This is a genomic window from Sphingomonas hankyongi (genome assembly GCF_023516575.1).
Lineage (GTDB): Bacteria > Pseudomonadota > Alphaproteobacteria > Sphingomonadales > Sphingomonadaceae > Sphingomicrobium > Sphingomicrobium hankyongi.
Window position 1 is genome coordinate 734,171 of the sequence record NZ_JAMGBE010000002.1, and the last position, 15,519, is coordinate 749,689.

Consider the following 15,519-nt stretch of genomic DNA (forward strand, 5'->3'; position numbering starts at 1 on the left):
TTCGCTCCCCTTCGCCCGCGAGGGGATTCGCGCGGCGTATTCGCGCGAGCCTTAGGAGGGAACGTTGGGTAGACACTCAGTACGTGCGCAAACGAGCAGCAGCCGCATCGATCACATTAACGCAAGCAAGCAGCCGGTCACGACGACTCCGACCGCGACCGATCCGGTTCCGCTAACGCCGATCGCCGACGCGGCCGACTTCAACTCTCACTTTCGGTGGGAGAATGTTCCGGGTCTCAACACGATCATCACCGACCTTCTTGGGACGGAGCCGCGCGACGGCAAGCTTGTAATACCTCATGGCGACAACGTGCCCGGGACGATTCGCTGGCAGCTGGACGCCGGCGTCGAGATCAACCTGCGGCCGGGCGGCGATTCCGGCATCATCAACTTCGGGTTCATGGACGCGACGCGCTTTCCCGGTCGGAACAACAATCCACACTTTTATGGCGAGGGTCAGGGCTATGCTCCCTTCACCGAGGCGCAAAAAGCCGCCGCGAGGATCGCGGTTCAGAACTGGGACGACTTCATCGCGCCTGAGTTCCAGGAAGTCTCCGTAGGACCCGGCGTCAAGGGCTGGGCGCAGAACAGCGCCGACATCTGGCTCGCCAACACCTTCACCGGCCCCGCGCAAGCGTGGGCCTATTATCCCGGTGGCTCTCGAATCGCGAGCGACGTGTGGATCGCGGATCCGCGCGCCAACGGATCCAACGGCCAGCTTAATCCGGGCTTCTACGGTCTGCTGACGCTCAATCACGAGCTCGGTCACTCGCTCGGCCTGCTGCATCCAGGGTCCTACAATTTCGGAGACGACACCGACGGCGACGGTGTGCCCGACCCGATCAATTACACGACCGACGCCGAATATTTCCAGGACAGCACCCAGTTCACGATCATGTCCTATTTCGGCGGCGAGGAGACGGGGCAGCAGCCGGTTGACTGGAACGTCTTCCGCTATGTCTATCCATCGACGCCGATGGTCGACGACATCTTTGTCGTGCAGCAGAAATATGGTGCCGAAATGAACACGCGGACGGGGGACACCGTCTACGGATTCAACTCGACGGCCGACGTGACCAACGAGGCGATGAAGTTCCACACCGGCGAAATGTCCACGATGTTCACCATCTGGGACGCCGGCGGAAACGACACGCTCGATCTGTCAGGCTATTACACCAACTCGGTAATCGACCTTCGCGAGGGCGCGTACAGCAGCGCCGGCGGATGGGGAGCGTACGACCCCGCCGTCGCGGGAACCAATCCCCTGGACCTCACCGCTGCTCAGGTCCTCGCGATCATCGATGCCACAAACAAGGCGGCAGGCTTCACGAGCGGGCGTCCGGCCCCGGCCAACTATTATCCGGAATATTTCTACGATCTGTATCTGCAGGGCGGAGTCCAGCTCCGGGATGCAAACGGGGTCCTGCAGGTCGATGATGATGGCAACCCGATCTACATCAACGAAGGCATCAGCTGGAAGGACATCACGGGCAGCGGCCCTGACGGCGCCAACTTCTTGATGCAGCAGAACATCGGCATCGCCTATGGTGCGATTATCGAGAACGCCATCGGCGGCCATGGCGACGATCGCATCAACGGCAACCAGGCGGAAAATCATTTCACTGGAGGCGCGGGCGCGGACACGTTCGTCATTGCCGATTACAGTGGCGTGATTTCCGATCCGACCGACACGACCGACTGGAGCAAGACGGTCGTCGACACTTCGGTCGACACCATCATGGACTTCAATCACGCCGAGGGCGACAAGGTCGATCTCGCTTCGTTCGGCCACGACACGGTGACCAACGTTCAATATAACGGTACGGACCTGACGTTCAGCGCGAACGGGCATGACTATGCCGTTCACGTTCTCGGCGCAGGTTTCGATCCGAACACCGACATAGTCTACGGCTGAGGCCGGTTTAATTGAGAAGGGCGTCACCCGCTGGGTGGCGCCCTTTTTTTGTCCGCCTTCAGGCCTTGTGGGCGACGCTTTCGGGCAGGTCCTCCCCGAACACCCGCTGGTAATATTCCGCGATCAGCGGCCGCTCGCTTTCGTCGCACTTGTTGAGGAACGATACGCGGAAGGCATAACCGACGTCGCCGAAGATATGCGCGTTCTGCGCCCAGCTTATCACCGTGCGCGGGCTCATAACCGTCGAAATGTCGCCGTTGATGAATCCCTGCCGCGAAAGCTCTGCAACCTTGATCATCTTGACCACGATCGCCTTGCCGCCGGGCTCGTCATATTCGCCCGACTTGGCGAGCACGATCTGCGCCTCGACCTCGGCGGGCAGGTAATTGAGCGTGGTGACGATGTTCCAGCGGTCCATCTGGCCCTGATTGATCGCCTGCGTGCCGTGGTAGAGCCCGGTGGTGTCGCCCAGGCCGACCGTGTTCGTCGTCGCAAAAAGGCGGAACCAGGGGTTCGGCCGGATCACGCGATTCTGGTCGAGAAGGGTAAGCTTGCCCTCGGCCTCCAGCACGCGCTGGATCACGAACATCACATCGGGTCGCCCGGCGTCATATTCGTCGAAGACCAGCGCGACCGGATGCTGGAGAGCCCACGGCAGCAGCCCTTCCCGAAACTCCGTGACCTGCTGGCCATCGCGAAGCACGATGGCATCGCGGCCGACGAGGTCGATGCGGCTGATGTGGGCATCGAGATTGATGCGGATGAGCGGCCAGTTGAGGCGCGCGGCAACCTGCTCGATGTGCGTCGACTTGCCGGTGCCATGATAGCCCTGGACCATGACGCGACGGTTCTTCGAGAAGCCAGCGCAGATCGCCATCGTCGTATCGGGGTCGAAGACGTAGGTCGGATCGAGATCGGGAACGCGCTCGTCCGCCTCGCTGAACGCCGGAACCTCCATATCGGAGTCGACGCCGAACAAGTCACGAACCTTGGCCACCCTGTCGGGCGTCGCCATCAGGGTCTCCGCTCGGCTTTCGGGATTCACATTCGCCAAATCGGTCATGCGGTTCGCCTTAGGCCAGCCGGCCACGCGCCTCAACAATAGGCTTCAGGTCGCCTTCGGAGGCAGGGGGAAGAGCGTCACGAAGCGTTGCGCCAAGTCCATGTCGCCTTCGACCTGGATGATGCCGAAGGGTGCGCCGCCGTGGATTACGGCCGCAACATCAGTGGGGCTGCCGATGAACGTGACGTCGCAATCTTCCGGCTCACGCCGGTCGACGTCGAGCGCGCCCTCCCGAACCGTTGCGACGTAGCTCGCATCGCCAAGACGAAAACCGATGCGCGCGTCAATCCCCTGAGCGCGTTCGGGCGAGATCAGCGTCTGCAGCGACATCAGCAGCGATACGTGGCTCATCGGCAAGGTCGGGTCGTGAAGCGGGCTCCGCGCCGCCCACCTGCCGAGCGAGGCGATCACAGGCACCGCCTCGAGCGCCCACTCGCTTGCAGCATAGACCTGCACCGACGCCGGCGGCGGCAGCTTGAACTTCCGCACCAGGCCACGGCCCTCCAGCTCGCCGAGCCGCTGTGTCAGCACATTTGCGCTGATTCCCTGCAGGTCGGTTTTCAATTCGGAGAAACGGCGCGGCCCATAAGCAAGCTCGCGGATGATGAGCATCGACCAGCGGTCACCCAGCAGGTCGAGTGCGTGGGCCAGTCCACACGCATCGTCGTAGCGTCGCTTATCCTGTTGAGTTAGTTTTTCTAACTGCATGGTTGCAATATATTACTGACGCCGTCATAAAACAAGCGACTCGAGTCGCCGGGACGGGAATCGTCGAGGCGACTGCTGATCGGGATATAGCGGTAAGCGCTAGTGCTGATCCGTCACGAAAACAGGCGTATGGCGCCGCATTGAGGAGGGTGAGATGCCAGTCGACCCCAATTCGAACATAGAAATCACGGCGTTTCGCTGGGTCCCCGAATTTGCTCAGGGCCTAGTGCGCGATCTCAGGATCCGCTGGGCACTGGAAGAGATCGGGCGACCTTATTCCGTCCGCCTGCTCGACGCGCTCCATCCCCGCCCTTCCGAGTATTTTTGCGAGCAGCCGTTCGGGCAGGTGCCGATCTATAAGGACAGCGAAGTCCAGCTCTTCGAAAGCGGCGCCATCCTGATCCACCTCGGCCTGCAGGACGAACGCCTTTTACCGTCCGATCGCCCGTCACAAATGCGCGGCATTGCCTGGCTCATCGCAGCCCTCAACAGCGTGGAACCTGCCATTTTCCCACTGCTCATGATCAACGTCTTCAACAAGGGAGAGCCGTGGACGGAGGAGGCCCGACCGAAGTTCCTCGATCGCCTCAGGGAGCGCTTGAAGTGCGTTTCCGAAGCCCTCGGCGACAAGGAATGGCTGGAAGACCGATTCACCATTGGTGATTTGATGACCGTCACCGTCCTGCGCCAACTTCGCGGTACAGGCATCCTCGATCATTTTCCCAATCTCGCAGCGCTCGTGAAGCGCGGAGAATCCCGGCCCGCGTTCCAGAGAGCCTTATCCGATCAGCTCGCAGTGTTCCGCGAGCACGAACCCCAACATGAAGGAGCAGCTGCATGACCTACTTTGAAGGATTCATCGTGCCCGTCCCCGAGGCGAACAAGGACGCTTACCTCCAACATGCAACCAACGCTTCGGGCCTGTTCAACGAAGTCGGCGTTCGCCGGATGGTGGAGAGCTGGGACAGCGACGTCCCGGAAGGCAAGGTTACGGACTTCCGCAAGGCGGTCGACGCCAAGCCCGATGAAAAGATCGTCTTCTCCTGGTTTGAATATCCATCGAGGCAGGAACGGGATGCGGCGAACGAGAAGTTCATGAGCGATCCTCGGATGGAGGAGATGGGCAAGAATATGCCCTTTGACGGCAAACGAATGATCATGGGTGGCTTCGACGCGATCGTCGAAGAAGGGTCCCCGGGCGGCAGCTATACCGATGGCTTCATCGTCCCCGTTCCCGAAGGGAATCGCGACGCCTATCGGGAGCTCGCATCCAAGATGGCCAAGGTCTTCCGCCAGCATGGTGCGTCACGCGTGATTGAATCGATCGCCGATGACGTTTCGCGTGGCGAGGTCACCGACTTCTATCGGGCAGTGAATGCCGAAGAGGGCGAGACGGTCGTGTTCTCGTTCATCGAATGGCCGGATAAGCAGACCCGTGACGATGCCTGGCAAAAGATCATGTCGGACGAAAGCCTGAAGCCCGAAGGCGAGATGCCCTTCGCCGGCCAACGGATGTTCTGGGGCGGCTTCGACAAGATCGTCGACACGGCCGAGAAGCAATCGGCGCCGCGGTCAGGGACTCCAGTCACCGCTTAACCCAGGCCCTTCGTGGCCCCAGCGACAAGGGAGAGTGAAGCATGACCGACGTACGTGACGAGGCGGTGGGAACCGCCCCGGCGAATGATCGCGGCACCGATCGTGGCAGTTTCATCTGGTACGAACTCATGACCACCGACGCGGAAGGAGCAAAAGCCTTCTATGATGAGGTCGTCGGCTGGAACATCGGCGAGGCTTCGCCGGACTTCAACGGCTATCGCATGATCGGCCGAAGCGACGGAAAGGCGGCCGGCGGCGTACTGCCCTTGACCAGCGAAATGCAGCAGCATGGGGCGCGGCCGACATGGCTCGGCTACATCCATGTTACGGACGTGGATCGCGCCGTCGGCTCGATCGAACAAGCCGGCGGGAAGTCGATGATGCCCGCTTTCGACATCCCTAATGTCGGCCGCATCGCGATGGTCACGGACCCGCAGGGCGCGGCCTTTTACCTGATGAAGCCGATCCCGCCCGCTGACGATCCGCACGGACAGAGTGACGTCTTCTCCGTCGACCAGCCGCAACGCGTGCGCTGGAACGAACTGGCGACTGCCGACCCCGGGGCGGCGATCGAATTCTACAAGGAACAGTTCGGCTGGGCCCAGGAAGGCGACATGGATATGGGCTCCATGGGCAAATACAGCTTCCTGCAACACGAAGGGAAGGGCATCGGGGCCGTCATGCGCAAGCCGGATCAGATGCCGGTCAGCATGTGGACCTATTACATCGGCGTCGACGACATCGATCGCGCGGCGAATGCCATCCGCGATGGCGGAGGCCAGATCCTCAACGGGCCGATGGAGATTCCGGGCGGCGAGTACGCGCTCAACGGCATGGATCCGCAAGGCGCGCCCTTCGGACTCGTCGGGCCTCGATGCTCGTGAATCATTGAGGAGGGAATAATGTCCAACAAGCTCACGACCTGCCTCTGGTTCGACAAAGGCGAAGCGAGGAAGGCGGCGGAATTCTACGCGTCGGTCTTCCCGGATACGCATGTCGGGCCCGCCCACAACGCCAGCACCGACTTTCCCGGCGGGCACGAAGGCGAAGAACTGACGGTCGAGTTCACATTGCTCGGTCAATCGTTCGTCGGCCTGAACGGAGGCCCGAACTTCAAGCCCAATGAAGCGGTCAGCTTCATGGTGGTCACCGAAGACCAGGAGGAGACTGACCGCTATTGGAACGCCGTCGTCGGCAACGGCGGCCAGGAAAGCGCTTGCGGCTGGTGCAAGGACCGGTGGGGCTTCTCATGGCAGATCACGCCACGCGTCCTCCTCGAGGCGATGGACAATCCCGACAAGGCTGCCGCGAAACGTGCCTTTGAAGCGATGATGACCATGCACAAGATCGACGTCGCGAAGATTGAAGCGGCGTTCGCCGGTGAGACAACCGATGCGTAAGCTAACCGGCGCCGTTTTCGTCTCTCTCGACGGTGTGATGCAGGCGCCGGGCGGACCGGAAGAGGACCCGACCAGCGACTTTCGCTTCGGCGGGTGGGTTCAGCCCTTCTGGAGCGAGAGCATGGGCCCGTTCGAAGAGATAATCATGGGCGAATACGACCTGCTGCTGGGCAAGCGGACCTACGACATCTTCTCGGCTTATTGGCCGTACAATCAGGACAATCCGATCGGCGAGAAATTCCAGCGCATCAACAAATATGTGCTTACCCATTCGGACGAAGATTTGACCTGGGACAACAGCCATAGGCTTTCGGGCCACACGCCAGAAGCGGTCGCCCAGCTCAAGCGCAGTGAGGGTCGCGACCTACTCATCCAGGGCAGCAGCACGCTCTACCCGCCCCTGCTTGCAGCAGGCCTGATAGACCGCCTTGTCCTGATAACCTTTCCGGTCATCCTCGGGGAGGGCAAGAGCATCTTCGACGGGTCGCAAGGCTCCGGACAGCTCAAGCTCACGGACCATTTCATATCGGAGACGGGCGTGGTCCTTGCTTCGTACGAGCCCGCCGGAAATGTCCCAACGGGCACCTTCGAGAACAAGCCTCCGAGCGCTGAAGAGCTGGAACGGCGCGAAAAAATGGAGGCGGGAAGCTGGTGAGCGTGGAGTTATTCGGTCACCCATTCAGCAGCTATACTCAGAAAGTCTTGATTGCCCTTTGGGCGGACGAGACGCCGTTCGAGTATCGCATCCTGGAGCAGGACTTCCCCGAGAATGGCGAAGTGCTTGCCAGGCACTCGCCGTTCGGCCTGTTCCCCTTGCTGCTCGACGGGGAGACAGCTGTGTTTGAATCGACCCCGATTATCGAACATCTGCAGGCTCATCATCCGGGTGCGAACCGTTGGATCCCCGACGGCGAAGCCGGTCGAAGGACCCGCTTCCTGGACCGATTCTTCGACCTCCATGTGATGGGCAACATGCAAAAGCCGGTGATCGACGCGATCCGGCCCGAAGGCTCGCGAGACCCCTTTGGCGTCGAGAAGGCGCGCAAGTCGCTTCACATCGCCTATGACTGGCTGGAGGCGAACCTTGGTGACGGCCCATGGGCGATCGGCGATGCCTTCACGCTTGCAGATTGTGCGGCCGCTCCAGCGCTCTTCTACTCTGACTGGATCGAAAGGATCGGTCCTGCGCGCCCCAGGCTCATCTCCTATCGCGCACGTCTGCTTAGCCATCCGATCGTGGCCCGTGCCGTCGACGAAGGCCGGCCCTACCGACATTATTTCCCGCTCGGCGCGCCCGACCGCGATTAAGCGAAGGCGGCGGATTTCCGCAGCAGCTGATAGGCCTCGATCACCTCCCCCAGCTTGCCTTCATGGCTGCGGTCGCCGCCGTTCTTGTCCGGATGGTAGCGACGCACGAGCGCAGAGTAGCGCTTGCGCAGGGAGTGCATGTCTGAGTCTTCGCCAAGCCCAAGGACAGCTAGTGCTCTCCGCTCCGCCTTGCTGAACCTGTTCGGTGCTTCGCCTCGGCGCGCCTGGCCTCGAAAACGAGCGGAAATGGCATCGAGCGGATCGGAGAAATCGCTCCACGCCGGGGGCGGATCGGCCCCATTGGTCGCGAACTTGCGGCTTGGCCGCTCCCACCCGCCGAGAGGGCCCTGCGCCTCGTGGATTTCATCGGGAGTCATGCCCTCGAAATAATTGTACTTCGTATTGTGCTCACGGACGTGATCAAGGCACAGGAAGCGCCATGACCCCGGTCCGTCGAAATTGGCCGCCGGCAGCGGCGCCTTGTACTCGCCGGGCGCGCGGCATCCGGGAACTGCGCAATGCGCGCGCGCCCCTTCGACCCGCCCATGCAATTTGCCTTGCTTCGAAGCCACAACTTCTCCGTCTCGCGAACCCTTCTATATAGGCCGTCATGAACGCGCTCGCCACGGGACCGGTCGCAACCGAAATGCTTCGCCGGCTCAATTCGGCGCTCCAGCCTTCACGGATCGAGCTGGTCGACGACAGCGAGCAGCATCGCGGGCATGGCGGATACAATCCGGCGGGGGAAAGCCACTTCAGCCTTTTCGTCGAAAGCGCCGCGTTCAGCGGCAAGAACCGCGTCGAACGACAGCGGATGATCTACCGGGCTCTCGGCGACATGATGCACGCCCGTGTCCATGCATTGTCGATAAGAGCAGCAGCGCCAGGAGAAGGATAATGGCCACCGTCGAAACAGCGTTCGAGCAGATCATCGCGCCGGTCACGCACGACCTTGGCGCCTTCAAGGTCAACCGGACGCTGCCGAGCAGGCCCCGCACCATGGTCGGACCGTTCATCTTCGTCGACGAGTTCGGCCCTGCGCGGCTGCCCGCCGGCCAGGGCATGGACGTGCGGCCCCACCCTCACATCAACCTGGCGACGGTCACCTATTTATTCGAAGGCGCAATCGAGCATCGCGACAGCATCGGATCGCACCAGGTTATCGAGCCGGGAGCGATCAACCTGATGACAGCCGGCAGCGGAATCACTCATTCGGAGCGGTCGCCGCAGGCGCTGCGCGAGGATGGACCGAGCCTGTACGGGATGCAGACCTGGCTTGCCCTGCCGGACGGACGGGAGGAGATCGACCCGGCATTCAACCATGTCCCTTCCGACGGATTGCCGACGGTGCAGGACGGCACAGTAACGGCCAAGGTGCTGATGGGCACTTTGTGGGGCGCGACCGCGGCAACGCCACAACATTCGCCGACCATCTATGCGGACATCGAACTAGCCGCCGGCGGCGCTATCCCGATCGAAGCCGAGGCGGACGAGCGCGCGATCATGCTGGTGGGCGGAGAGGCCGATCTCGACGGCCAGGCGCTCGACCTGTTTGCCTTATACGTCTTGAAGCCGGGCCATGTCGCACGCCTTGCGAGCCGGAGCGGTGGCAAGGCCATGCTGATGGGCGGGCAGGCGTTCACCACGCCGCGGCACGTGTTCTGGAACTTCGTGTCCTCGTCGCGAGACCGAATCAACCAGGCCAAGGAAGACTGGAAAGCAATGCGCTTCGCGCTGCCGCCCGGAGACGATCACGAATTCATCCCGCTTCCGGAAGTGCCGACGACGGTCAGCTATCCATGATCGAGTTCCGCCGCGTTCCACTGTGCACTGGTGTCACGCTGAATGTCGCGTTCGCGGGACAGCCCGACAAGCCGGCAGTCCTGCTCCTCCACGGCTTCCCGGAGTCCCACCGCACTTGGCGCGAGCTGGCGCCTCGCCTGGAGGACGACTTTCACCTGGTGATGCCGGACCAGCGCGGTTTCGCCGGGTCGGACCGGCCAGCCGAAGTCGAGGCCTATCAGACCGATACCTTGGTCGACGACATATTCGCGCTTGCGAGCGCCATCGGGCTAGAGAGCTTCACGCTCGTCGGCCATGATTGGGGCGGAGCGATCGCATGGGCCGCCGCACTGCGCGACGATCCGCGCTTGTCTCGCCTCGCCATCGTCAACGCGCCACACCCGGTGATCTTCCAGAAGAGCCTCGTGGAAAACGAGCACCAGCGCGCCGCGTCGCAATATATCAACGCGTTTCGCGTTTCCGGATTCGAGAAAACCGTGGAGGCGATGGGCTACGACGCCTTCTTCGAGAAGACGTTCTCCGGGCATGTCGACATTTCGAAGATCCCGGAGGCCGAGAAGCGGCAATATATCGCGGATTGGTCCCAGCCCGGTGGGTTCGCCGCCATGCTCAACTGGTACCGCGCGGCGAAGGTCGTCGTGCCTCCCCCGGGCGTCACCGTTCCCCTGCCCGACTTCCTGCTGCGCGCCTTCCCGAAAGTGAAAGTGCCGACCCTGGTGATCTGGGGGATGCGGGACAAGGCGCTACTGCCGATGCAGCTCGACGGGCTGGGTGACCTCGTCGAGGATTTGCGGGTCGTTCGCCTGGCCGGTGCGGGGCATTTCGCGCCCTGGGAGGCGCCCGAAGAAGTCGTATCGGCGATCGCCCCCTTCCTCGCGGAAGGCGCCGGCGCTACTGCCCCTGCCGCATGAGCCAGACTCGTTCCCGTTCGCGGTCCGCAGCCCGCCTCGCCGCAGTGCAGGCTCTGTACCAGCACGACATGGAGGGGACTCCAGTTCCGCGTCTGCTCAAAGAGTTCCACGATCATCGCCTTGGCGCGACGATCGAGGACGCGGAATATCATGCGGCGGAGCGCGACTTCTTCGACGACATCGTGACAGGCGTCAGCGCGCGCAACGCGGACATCGACGGCTTGATCAGCGGAAGGCTGGCGCAAGGATGGTCGCTCGAGAGGCTCGACCGTCCGATGCGCGCGATCCTCCGCGCGGGGGCGTACGAGCTCATTGCGCGTCCGGACGTTCCGGTGGGATCGGTCATCAGTGAATATGTCGACGTCGCCCACGCCTTTTACGACAAGCGCGAAAGCGGCTTCGTGAATGGTCTTCTCGACGCCATCGCCAAGGAAGCGCGGGCCGCGAGCGCGGGGTGACGATCGAAGCCCAGTTGATAGCGCGACTGCGGCGGATCGCGAGCGACCCCGCTGCCCGCGGCCTTCTCGACGATGCCGCGCTTCTGGACGGACTGGTGATCACGCACGACACGATCGCCGAAGGCGTTCATTTCCTGCCATCGGACCCAGCGGCTAGCGTCGGCTGGAAGCTCGTTGCGGTGAACCTGTCCGACCTTGCCGCGAAAGGAGCCTCGCCAGCCGGCGCATTGCTGTCGCTGACGATCGGCGCCGACACCGCTTGGGACGATGAATTCCTCACGGGCGTAGAGCATGCGTGTGAAAGCTACGCGCTGCCGCTCATCGGTGGAGACACGATCGCTCTCCCGCCAGGGGCCACTCGCGTCCTTGGGCTTACGGCCATCGGCCGGGCGGGCACAAATGTCCCGTCGAGGAGTGGCGCTCGGCCGGGGGACACGCTCTGGGTAGTCGGATCGCTGGGAGATGCCGCGGCAGGCCTTCGGCAGCTCATTGCCGACTCAAAGGCGCACGGACTCCTCGTCGAATCCTATCGTCGGCCCGTCCCCCAGCTGGGAGCCGGGCAAGTCTTGTCCGAACATGCGACCGCGATGATGGACATTTCCGACGGCCTTCTGCTCGACGCCTCGCGTCTCGCGGAGGCCAGCGACTGCGGTGCGGACATCGCACTCGATCTGTTGCCGCTTTCTCGCGCTTTCGTCGCCGAGGTCGGCCATGACCTCGCCTCCCGACTGTTCGCCGCGACGGGCGGCGACGATTATGCGCTGCTCGCCGCGCTCCCCGCCGAATGCAATCCTTTAATCCTTCCTTTACCTTCCGGGACGACCATGACCCGCATCGGAACGATGACCGCCGGCAGCCCGGATGTACGGTTGTTCGACGGCGTCGTCCCGATACCGTTGCCGGAGACGCTTGGTTATGAACATCGCGGCCGTATCGCTTCGCCAGTGGCTGATCGCCCTTAGCGGCCTGCTGTCAGGCATGACCGCCGCTTTGCTCCTCCATTAACTCCGCGCACATTTCCCGCAGGTTGCAAGCTTAGTCCGGGCCTCATAAAGGGGCGCTACTCATCCGGCGGCGCCTTCGCGCCTGCCGGCCTTTTGTCTGCCGTCCAACGGGGAAAATTAGGATGAACTTGCTTCTGATTGCGATCGCCTGTGGCGTGATCGCCGTCCTCTACGGGATTTTGACCAGCCGCCAGGTGCTCGCCTCTCCGGCCGGCAACCAGCGCATGATCGAGGTGTCGGGCGCGATCCAGGAAGGCGCCGCCGCCTACCTTCGTCGTCAATACACGACCATTGCCATCGTCGGTGTCGTCGTCGCTGCCGTGATCTTCTTCTTCCTCGGCGGCCTCTCGGCTGCTGCATTCCTGGTTGGGTCGATCCTGTCCGGCGCGGCGGGCTTCATCGGCATGAACATTTCGGTCCGGTCGAACGTGCGCACGGCCGAAGCGGCTCGTAGCAGCCTTCAGAAGGGCCTTACCGTTGCGTTCCGCGCAGGTGCGATCACCGGCATGCTCGTTGCCGGCCTTGCCCTCCTCGCGATCTCTGTGCTGTTCTGGTACCTGACCGGCCCCGCCGGTTATGCCCCGAACGACCGTTCGGTCGTGACGGCCCTCACGGCGCTTGCGCTCGGCGCGTCGCTCGTTTCGATCTTCGCACGTCTCGGCGGCGGTATCTTCACCAAGGCCGCCGACGTCGGCGCCGACCTTGTCGGCAAGGTCGAAGCCGGAATTCCGGAAGACGATCCACGCAATCCCGCGGTCATCGCCGACAACGTCGGCGACAACGTCGGTGACTGCGCCGGCATGGCTGCCGACCTGTTCGAGACCTATGTCGTCACCGTCGGCATCACCATGGTGATGGTTGCGCTGCTGGTCGGAGCTGGCGACCTGCTCGTGCCGCTCATGACGCTTCCGCTTCTGATCGGCGGCGTGTGCATCATTACGTCGATCATCGGCACCTACATGGTCCGGCTCGGCGCCAAGGGCTCCATCATGGGCGCTCTCTACAAGGGCTTCTGGACGGCGACCCTGCTCGCGGTGCCGGCGATCTTCGGCGCGGCATGGCTCGCACTCGACGGCAACCTGAGCCAGACAGTAGCAACCACCAACGGCACCAGCTTCCCGGCGATCAATCTCGTGTGGACGAGCTTCATCGGCCTTGCCGTCACCGCCCTGATCGTCTGGATCACCGAATATTACACTGGGACGAACTATCGTCCGGTCCAGTCGATCGCTCGCGCGTCGCAGACGGGCCACGGCACGAATATCATCCAGGGTCTCGCCATCAGCCTCGAGTCCACGGCGCTTCCGACCGTGGTGATCATCGCCGGCCTGATCGGCAGCTATCAGCTCGCCGGCTTCCTTGGCGTCGCTTTCGCGGCCTCGGCCATGCTTGCTCTCGCGGGCATGGTCGTCGCGCTGGACGCCTACGGCCCGGTCACCGACAATGCCGGCGGCATCGCCGAGATGTCAGGCCTGGAGGATGAGGTTCGTCATCGCACCGACGCGCTCGATGCGGTTGGCAACACGACAAAGGCCGTCACGAAGGGCTACGCGATCGGCTCCGCCGGCCTCGCAGCCCTGGTGCTGTTCGGCGCCTACACCGCCGACCTCCGTGAGTTTGGCAGCCAGATCGGGGTCAGCACCGATCTGGACACTCTGTTCAGCCTCTCGAATCCTTACGTCATCGTGGGCCTCCTTCTCGGCGCCCTGCTTCCCTACCTGTTCGGAGCGATGGGCATGACTGCCGTCGGCCGCGCGGGTGGAGCCGTGGTCGAGGAAGTCCGGGGCCAGTTCCGTGACAATCCGGGCATCATGGATGGCTCCGTACGTCCGGACTATGCCCGCACCGTCGACCTCGTCACCAAGGCCGCGATCCGCGAAATGATCATTCCGTCGCTTCTGCCGGTGCTTGCTCCGATCGTCGTCTACTTCGTCATCGGCGCGGTGGGCGGCAAGGAGAACGGCCTGGCGGCAGTCGGCGCGCTCCTTCTCGGCGTAATCGTCTCCGGCCTGTTCGTCGCTATCTCGATGACCAGCGGCGGCGGGGCATGGGACAACGCCAAGAAGTATATCGAAGACGGCAATTACGGCGGCAAAGGCTCTGAGGCGCACAAGGCCGCAGTGACCGGCGACACCGTCGGCGATCCTTACAAGGACACCGCCGGCCCGGCCGTCAATCCGATGATCAAGATCACCAACATCGTGGCGCTGCTGCTTCTTGCGGCGCTCGCGGGCGGCGCCCACTAAGCTCCGCGAAATAAGAAAGGGGAGCCCCGCCCGGCACTGCCGCGGCGGGGCTTTTCTTTTGCGCGCAGAACGGGTTGAAGCGCTCCCATGGCGCACGCGATCCGAGTTCATGAGATTGGCGGACCCGAAGTCCTCCGCTGGGAAGAGATAGAGACTGCCGATCCGGGGCCCGACCAGGTCCTGCTACGGCAGGAGGCCGTGGGCCTTAATTTCATCGACGTCTATCATCGGACGGGCCTGTATCCGCAGCCCTTGCCCTTCACGCCTGGAACGGAAGGGGCCGGCACTGTCGAAAAGGTGGGATCCGACGTAACCCACGTGAAGGTTGGGGATCGCGTCGCTTATGCGGGCCCGCTGGGCGGCTATGCCGAACAGAGGCTGATCGACGCCGACCGCCTCGTGAAGCTTCCGGATGATATTTCGGCCGAGCAGGCCGCCGGCATGATGCTCCAAGGGATGACCGCGCAGATGCTGCTGCGGTCCGTCTTTCCAGTTGCCAAGGGGGATACGATCCTCATTCATGCAGCGGCCGGCGGCGTCGGCCTGATCCTTTGCCAATGGGCATCGGCGATTGGCGCGACAGTTATCGGCACGGTGGGCACGGAAGAAAAGGCCGAGCTCGCGCGCGCACACGGGTGCGCGCACCCGGTCATTTATTCCAGGCAGGATTTCGTCGTCGAGGTGCAACGCATCACGGATGGAGAGAAGCTTCCGGTCGTCTACGATTCCGTTGGGCGCGATACATTCATGCGCTCGCTCGACTGCCTGAAGGTGCGCGGTCTGATGGTGAGCTTCGGCCAGTCGTCCGGCTCGGTAGACGCTTTCTCCCCCAACCTGCTCGCGCAAAAGGGTTCGCTGTACCTCACCCGACCTACGCTGTTTCACTATATCGCGTCGCGCCAACAGCTGGAGCAGTCGGCTAAAGAGCTGTTCGCGGTAGTATCCAGCGGCAAAGTGAAGATCGAGGTCCAGCAGCGATTTCCGCTGAGAGATGCAGCGGAAGCGCATCGCGCCCTCCAGGCCAGGAAGACGACGGGATCGACGATCCTGACGATCTGAGCCCGCACCTTCCATTTCAGGAAATCGCAGAGTAAGGCTCCGCGACTT

Annotated in this window: 17 protein-coding genes; 14 read left to right on the forward strand and 3 right to left on the reverse strand. The window is 62.7% G+C overall.

The genetic code is table 11. The features are described from left to right. The first annotated feature begins 64 nt into the window (after window positions 1-64). Window positions 65-1,915 carry a M10 family metallopeptidase gene (locus tag LZ538_RS08385; RefSeq protein ID WP_249831527.1) on the forward strand — a complete coding sequence of 617 codons (1,851 nt, stop codon included), beginning with the start codon at window positions 65-67 and terminating at the stop codon, window positions 1,913-1,915. Window positions 1,916-1,973: 58 nt separating this feature from the next. Here the strand turns inward: LZ538_RS08385 and cobS are convergent, their stop codons facing one another. Continuing rightward, entirely contained in the window at window positions 1,974-2,978 is a 1,005-nt protein-coding gene (gene cobS / locus LZ538_RS08390; RefSeq protein WP_249831528.1) for a cobaltochelatase subunit CobS, read from the reverse strand. 45 nt (window positions 2,979-3,023) lie between these two features. Next, entirely contained in the window at window positions 3,024-3,686 is a 663-nt protein-coding gene (locus tag LZ538_RS08395) for a winged helix-turn-helix transcriptional regulator (RefSeq protein WP_249831529.1), read from the reverse strand. Window positions 3,687-3,840: 154 nt separating this feature from the next. On the opposite strand from LZ538_RS08395, the gene LZ538_RS08400 reads away from it, so the two are divergent. From LZ538_RS08400 to LZ538_RS08430, 6 genes are read left to right on the forward strand one after another with little or no spacing between them, the layout of a single operon-like run. Further along, complete coding sequence (locus LZ538_RS08400; protein ID WP_249831530.1) at window positions 3,841-4,527, forward strand: glutathione S-transferase family protein; 687 nt, start codon at window positions 3,841-3,843, stop codon at window positions 4,525-4,527. Then, on the forward strand, window positions 4,524-5,282 hold the full coding sequence (locus LZ538_RS13370; RefSeq protein WP_347402751.1) for a DUF1428 domain-containing protein: 759 nt from the start codon (window positions 4,524-4,526) through the stop codon (window positions 5,280-5,282). The genes LZ538_RS08400 and LZ538_RS13370 overlap by 4 nt, the downstream gene beginning before the upstream one ends. Before the next feature lie 41 nt (window positions 5,283-5,323). After that, window positions 5,324-6,166 (forward strand): VOC family protein, encoded by an 843-nt coding sequence (locus LZ538_RS08415; protein ID WP_249831531.1) that lies wholly within the window; start codon window positions 5,324-5,326, stop codon window positions 6,164-6,166. An 18-nt stretch (window positions 6,167-6,184) separates the two neighbouring features. Beyond that, the gene (locus LZ538_RS08420) at window positions 6,185-6,682 is read left to right on the forward strand and encodes a VOC family protein (protein WP_249831532.1); all 498 of its coding nucleotides are present in this window, start codon (window positions 6,185-6,187) and stop codon (window positions 6,680-6,682) included. Continuing rightward, the gene (locus LZ538_RS08425) at window positions 6,675-7,337 is read left to right on the forward strand and encodes a dihydrofolate reductase family protein (RefSeq protein ID WP_249831533.1); all 663 of its coding nucleotides are present in this window, start codon (window positions 6,675-6,677) and stop codon (window positions 7,335-7,337) included. The genes LZ538_RS08420 and LZ538_RS08425 overlap by 8 nt, the downstream gene beginning before the upstream one ends. Beyond that, window positions 7,334-7,990 (forward strand): glutathione S-transferase family protein, encoded by a 657-nt coding sequence (locus LZ538_RS08430; protein ID WP_249831534.1) that lies wholly within the window; start codon window positions 7,334-7,336, stop codon window positions 7,988-7,990. The genes LZ538_RS08425 and LZ538_RS08430 overlap by 4 nt, the downstream gene beginning before the upstream one ends. On the opposite strand, the gene LZ538_RS08435 is transcribed toward LZ538_RS08430, so the two are convergent. Then, window positions 7,987-8,562 (reverse strand): DnaJ domain-containing protein, encoded by a 576-nt coding sequence (locus LZ538_RS08435; RefSeq protein WP_249831535.1) that lies wholly within the window; start codon window positions 8,560-8,562, stop codon window positions 7,987-7,989. The two genes, LZ538_RS08430 and LZ538_RS08435, sit on opposite strands and share 4 nt — an antisense overlap. A 38-nt stretch (window positions 8,563-8,600) precedes the next feature. On the opposite strand from LZ538_RS08435, the gene LZ538_RS08440 reads away from it, so the two are divergent. From LZ538_RS08440 to LZ538_RS08470, 7 genes are all read left to right on the forward strand, one after another. Then, window positions 8,601-8,888: a BolA family protein gene (locus LZ538_RS08440; RefSeq protein ID WP_249831536.1), complete on the forward strand. Its 288-nt coding sequence runs from the start codon at window positions 8,601-8,603 to the stop codon at window positions 8,886-8,888. Further along, complete coding sequence (locus LZ538_RS08445; RefSeq protein WP_249831537.1) at window positions 8,888-9,793, forward strand: pirin family protein; 906 nt, start codon at window positions 8,888-8,890, stop codon at window positions 9,791-9,793. Before LZ538_RS08440 ends, LZ538_RS08445 begins: the two co-directional genes overlap by 1 nt. Continuing rightward, window positions 9,790-10,704, forward strand: coding sequence for an alpha/beta fold hydrolase (locus LZ538_RS08450; protein ID WP_249831538.1), 915 nt, complete (start codon window positions 9,790-9,792; stop codon window positions 10,702-10,704). The genes LZ538_RS08445 and LZ538_RS08450 overlap by 4 nt, the downstream gene beginning before the upstream one ends. After that, window positions 10,701-11,162, forward strand: a complete 462-nt coding sequence (gene nusB, locus LZ538_RS08455; RefSeq protein WP_249831539.1) for a transcription antitermination factor NusB — start codon at window positions 10,701-10,703, stop codon at window positions 11,160-11,162. Before LZ538_RS08450 ends, nusB begins: the two co-directional genes overlap by 4 nt. Then, the gene (gene thiL / locus LZ538_RS08460; protein WP_249831540.1) at window positions 11,159-12,124 is read left to right on the forward strand and encodes a thiamine-phosphate kinase; all 966 of its coding nucleotides are present in this window, start codon (window positions 11,159-11,161) and stop codon (window positions 12,122-12,124) included. The genes nusB and thiL overlap by 4 nt, the downstream gene beginning before the upstream one ends. A 164-nt stretch (window positions 12,125-12,288) precedes the next feature. Continuing rightward, a complete protein-coding gene (locus tag LZ538_RS08465; RefSeq protein WP_249831541.1) occupies window positions 12,289-14,412 on the forward strand; it encodes a sodium-translocating pyrophosphatase in 2,124 nt (707 codons plus the stop codon). A gap of 87 nt (window positions 14,413-14,499) precedes the next feature. Continuing rightward, complete coding sequence (locus tag LZ538_RS08470) at window positions 14,500-15,471, forward strand: quinone oxidoreductase family protein (protein WP_249831542.1); 972 nt, start codon at window positions 14,500-14,502, stop codon at window positions 15,469-15,471. The last annotated feature ends 48 nt before the right edge of the window (window positions 15,472-15,519 follow it).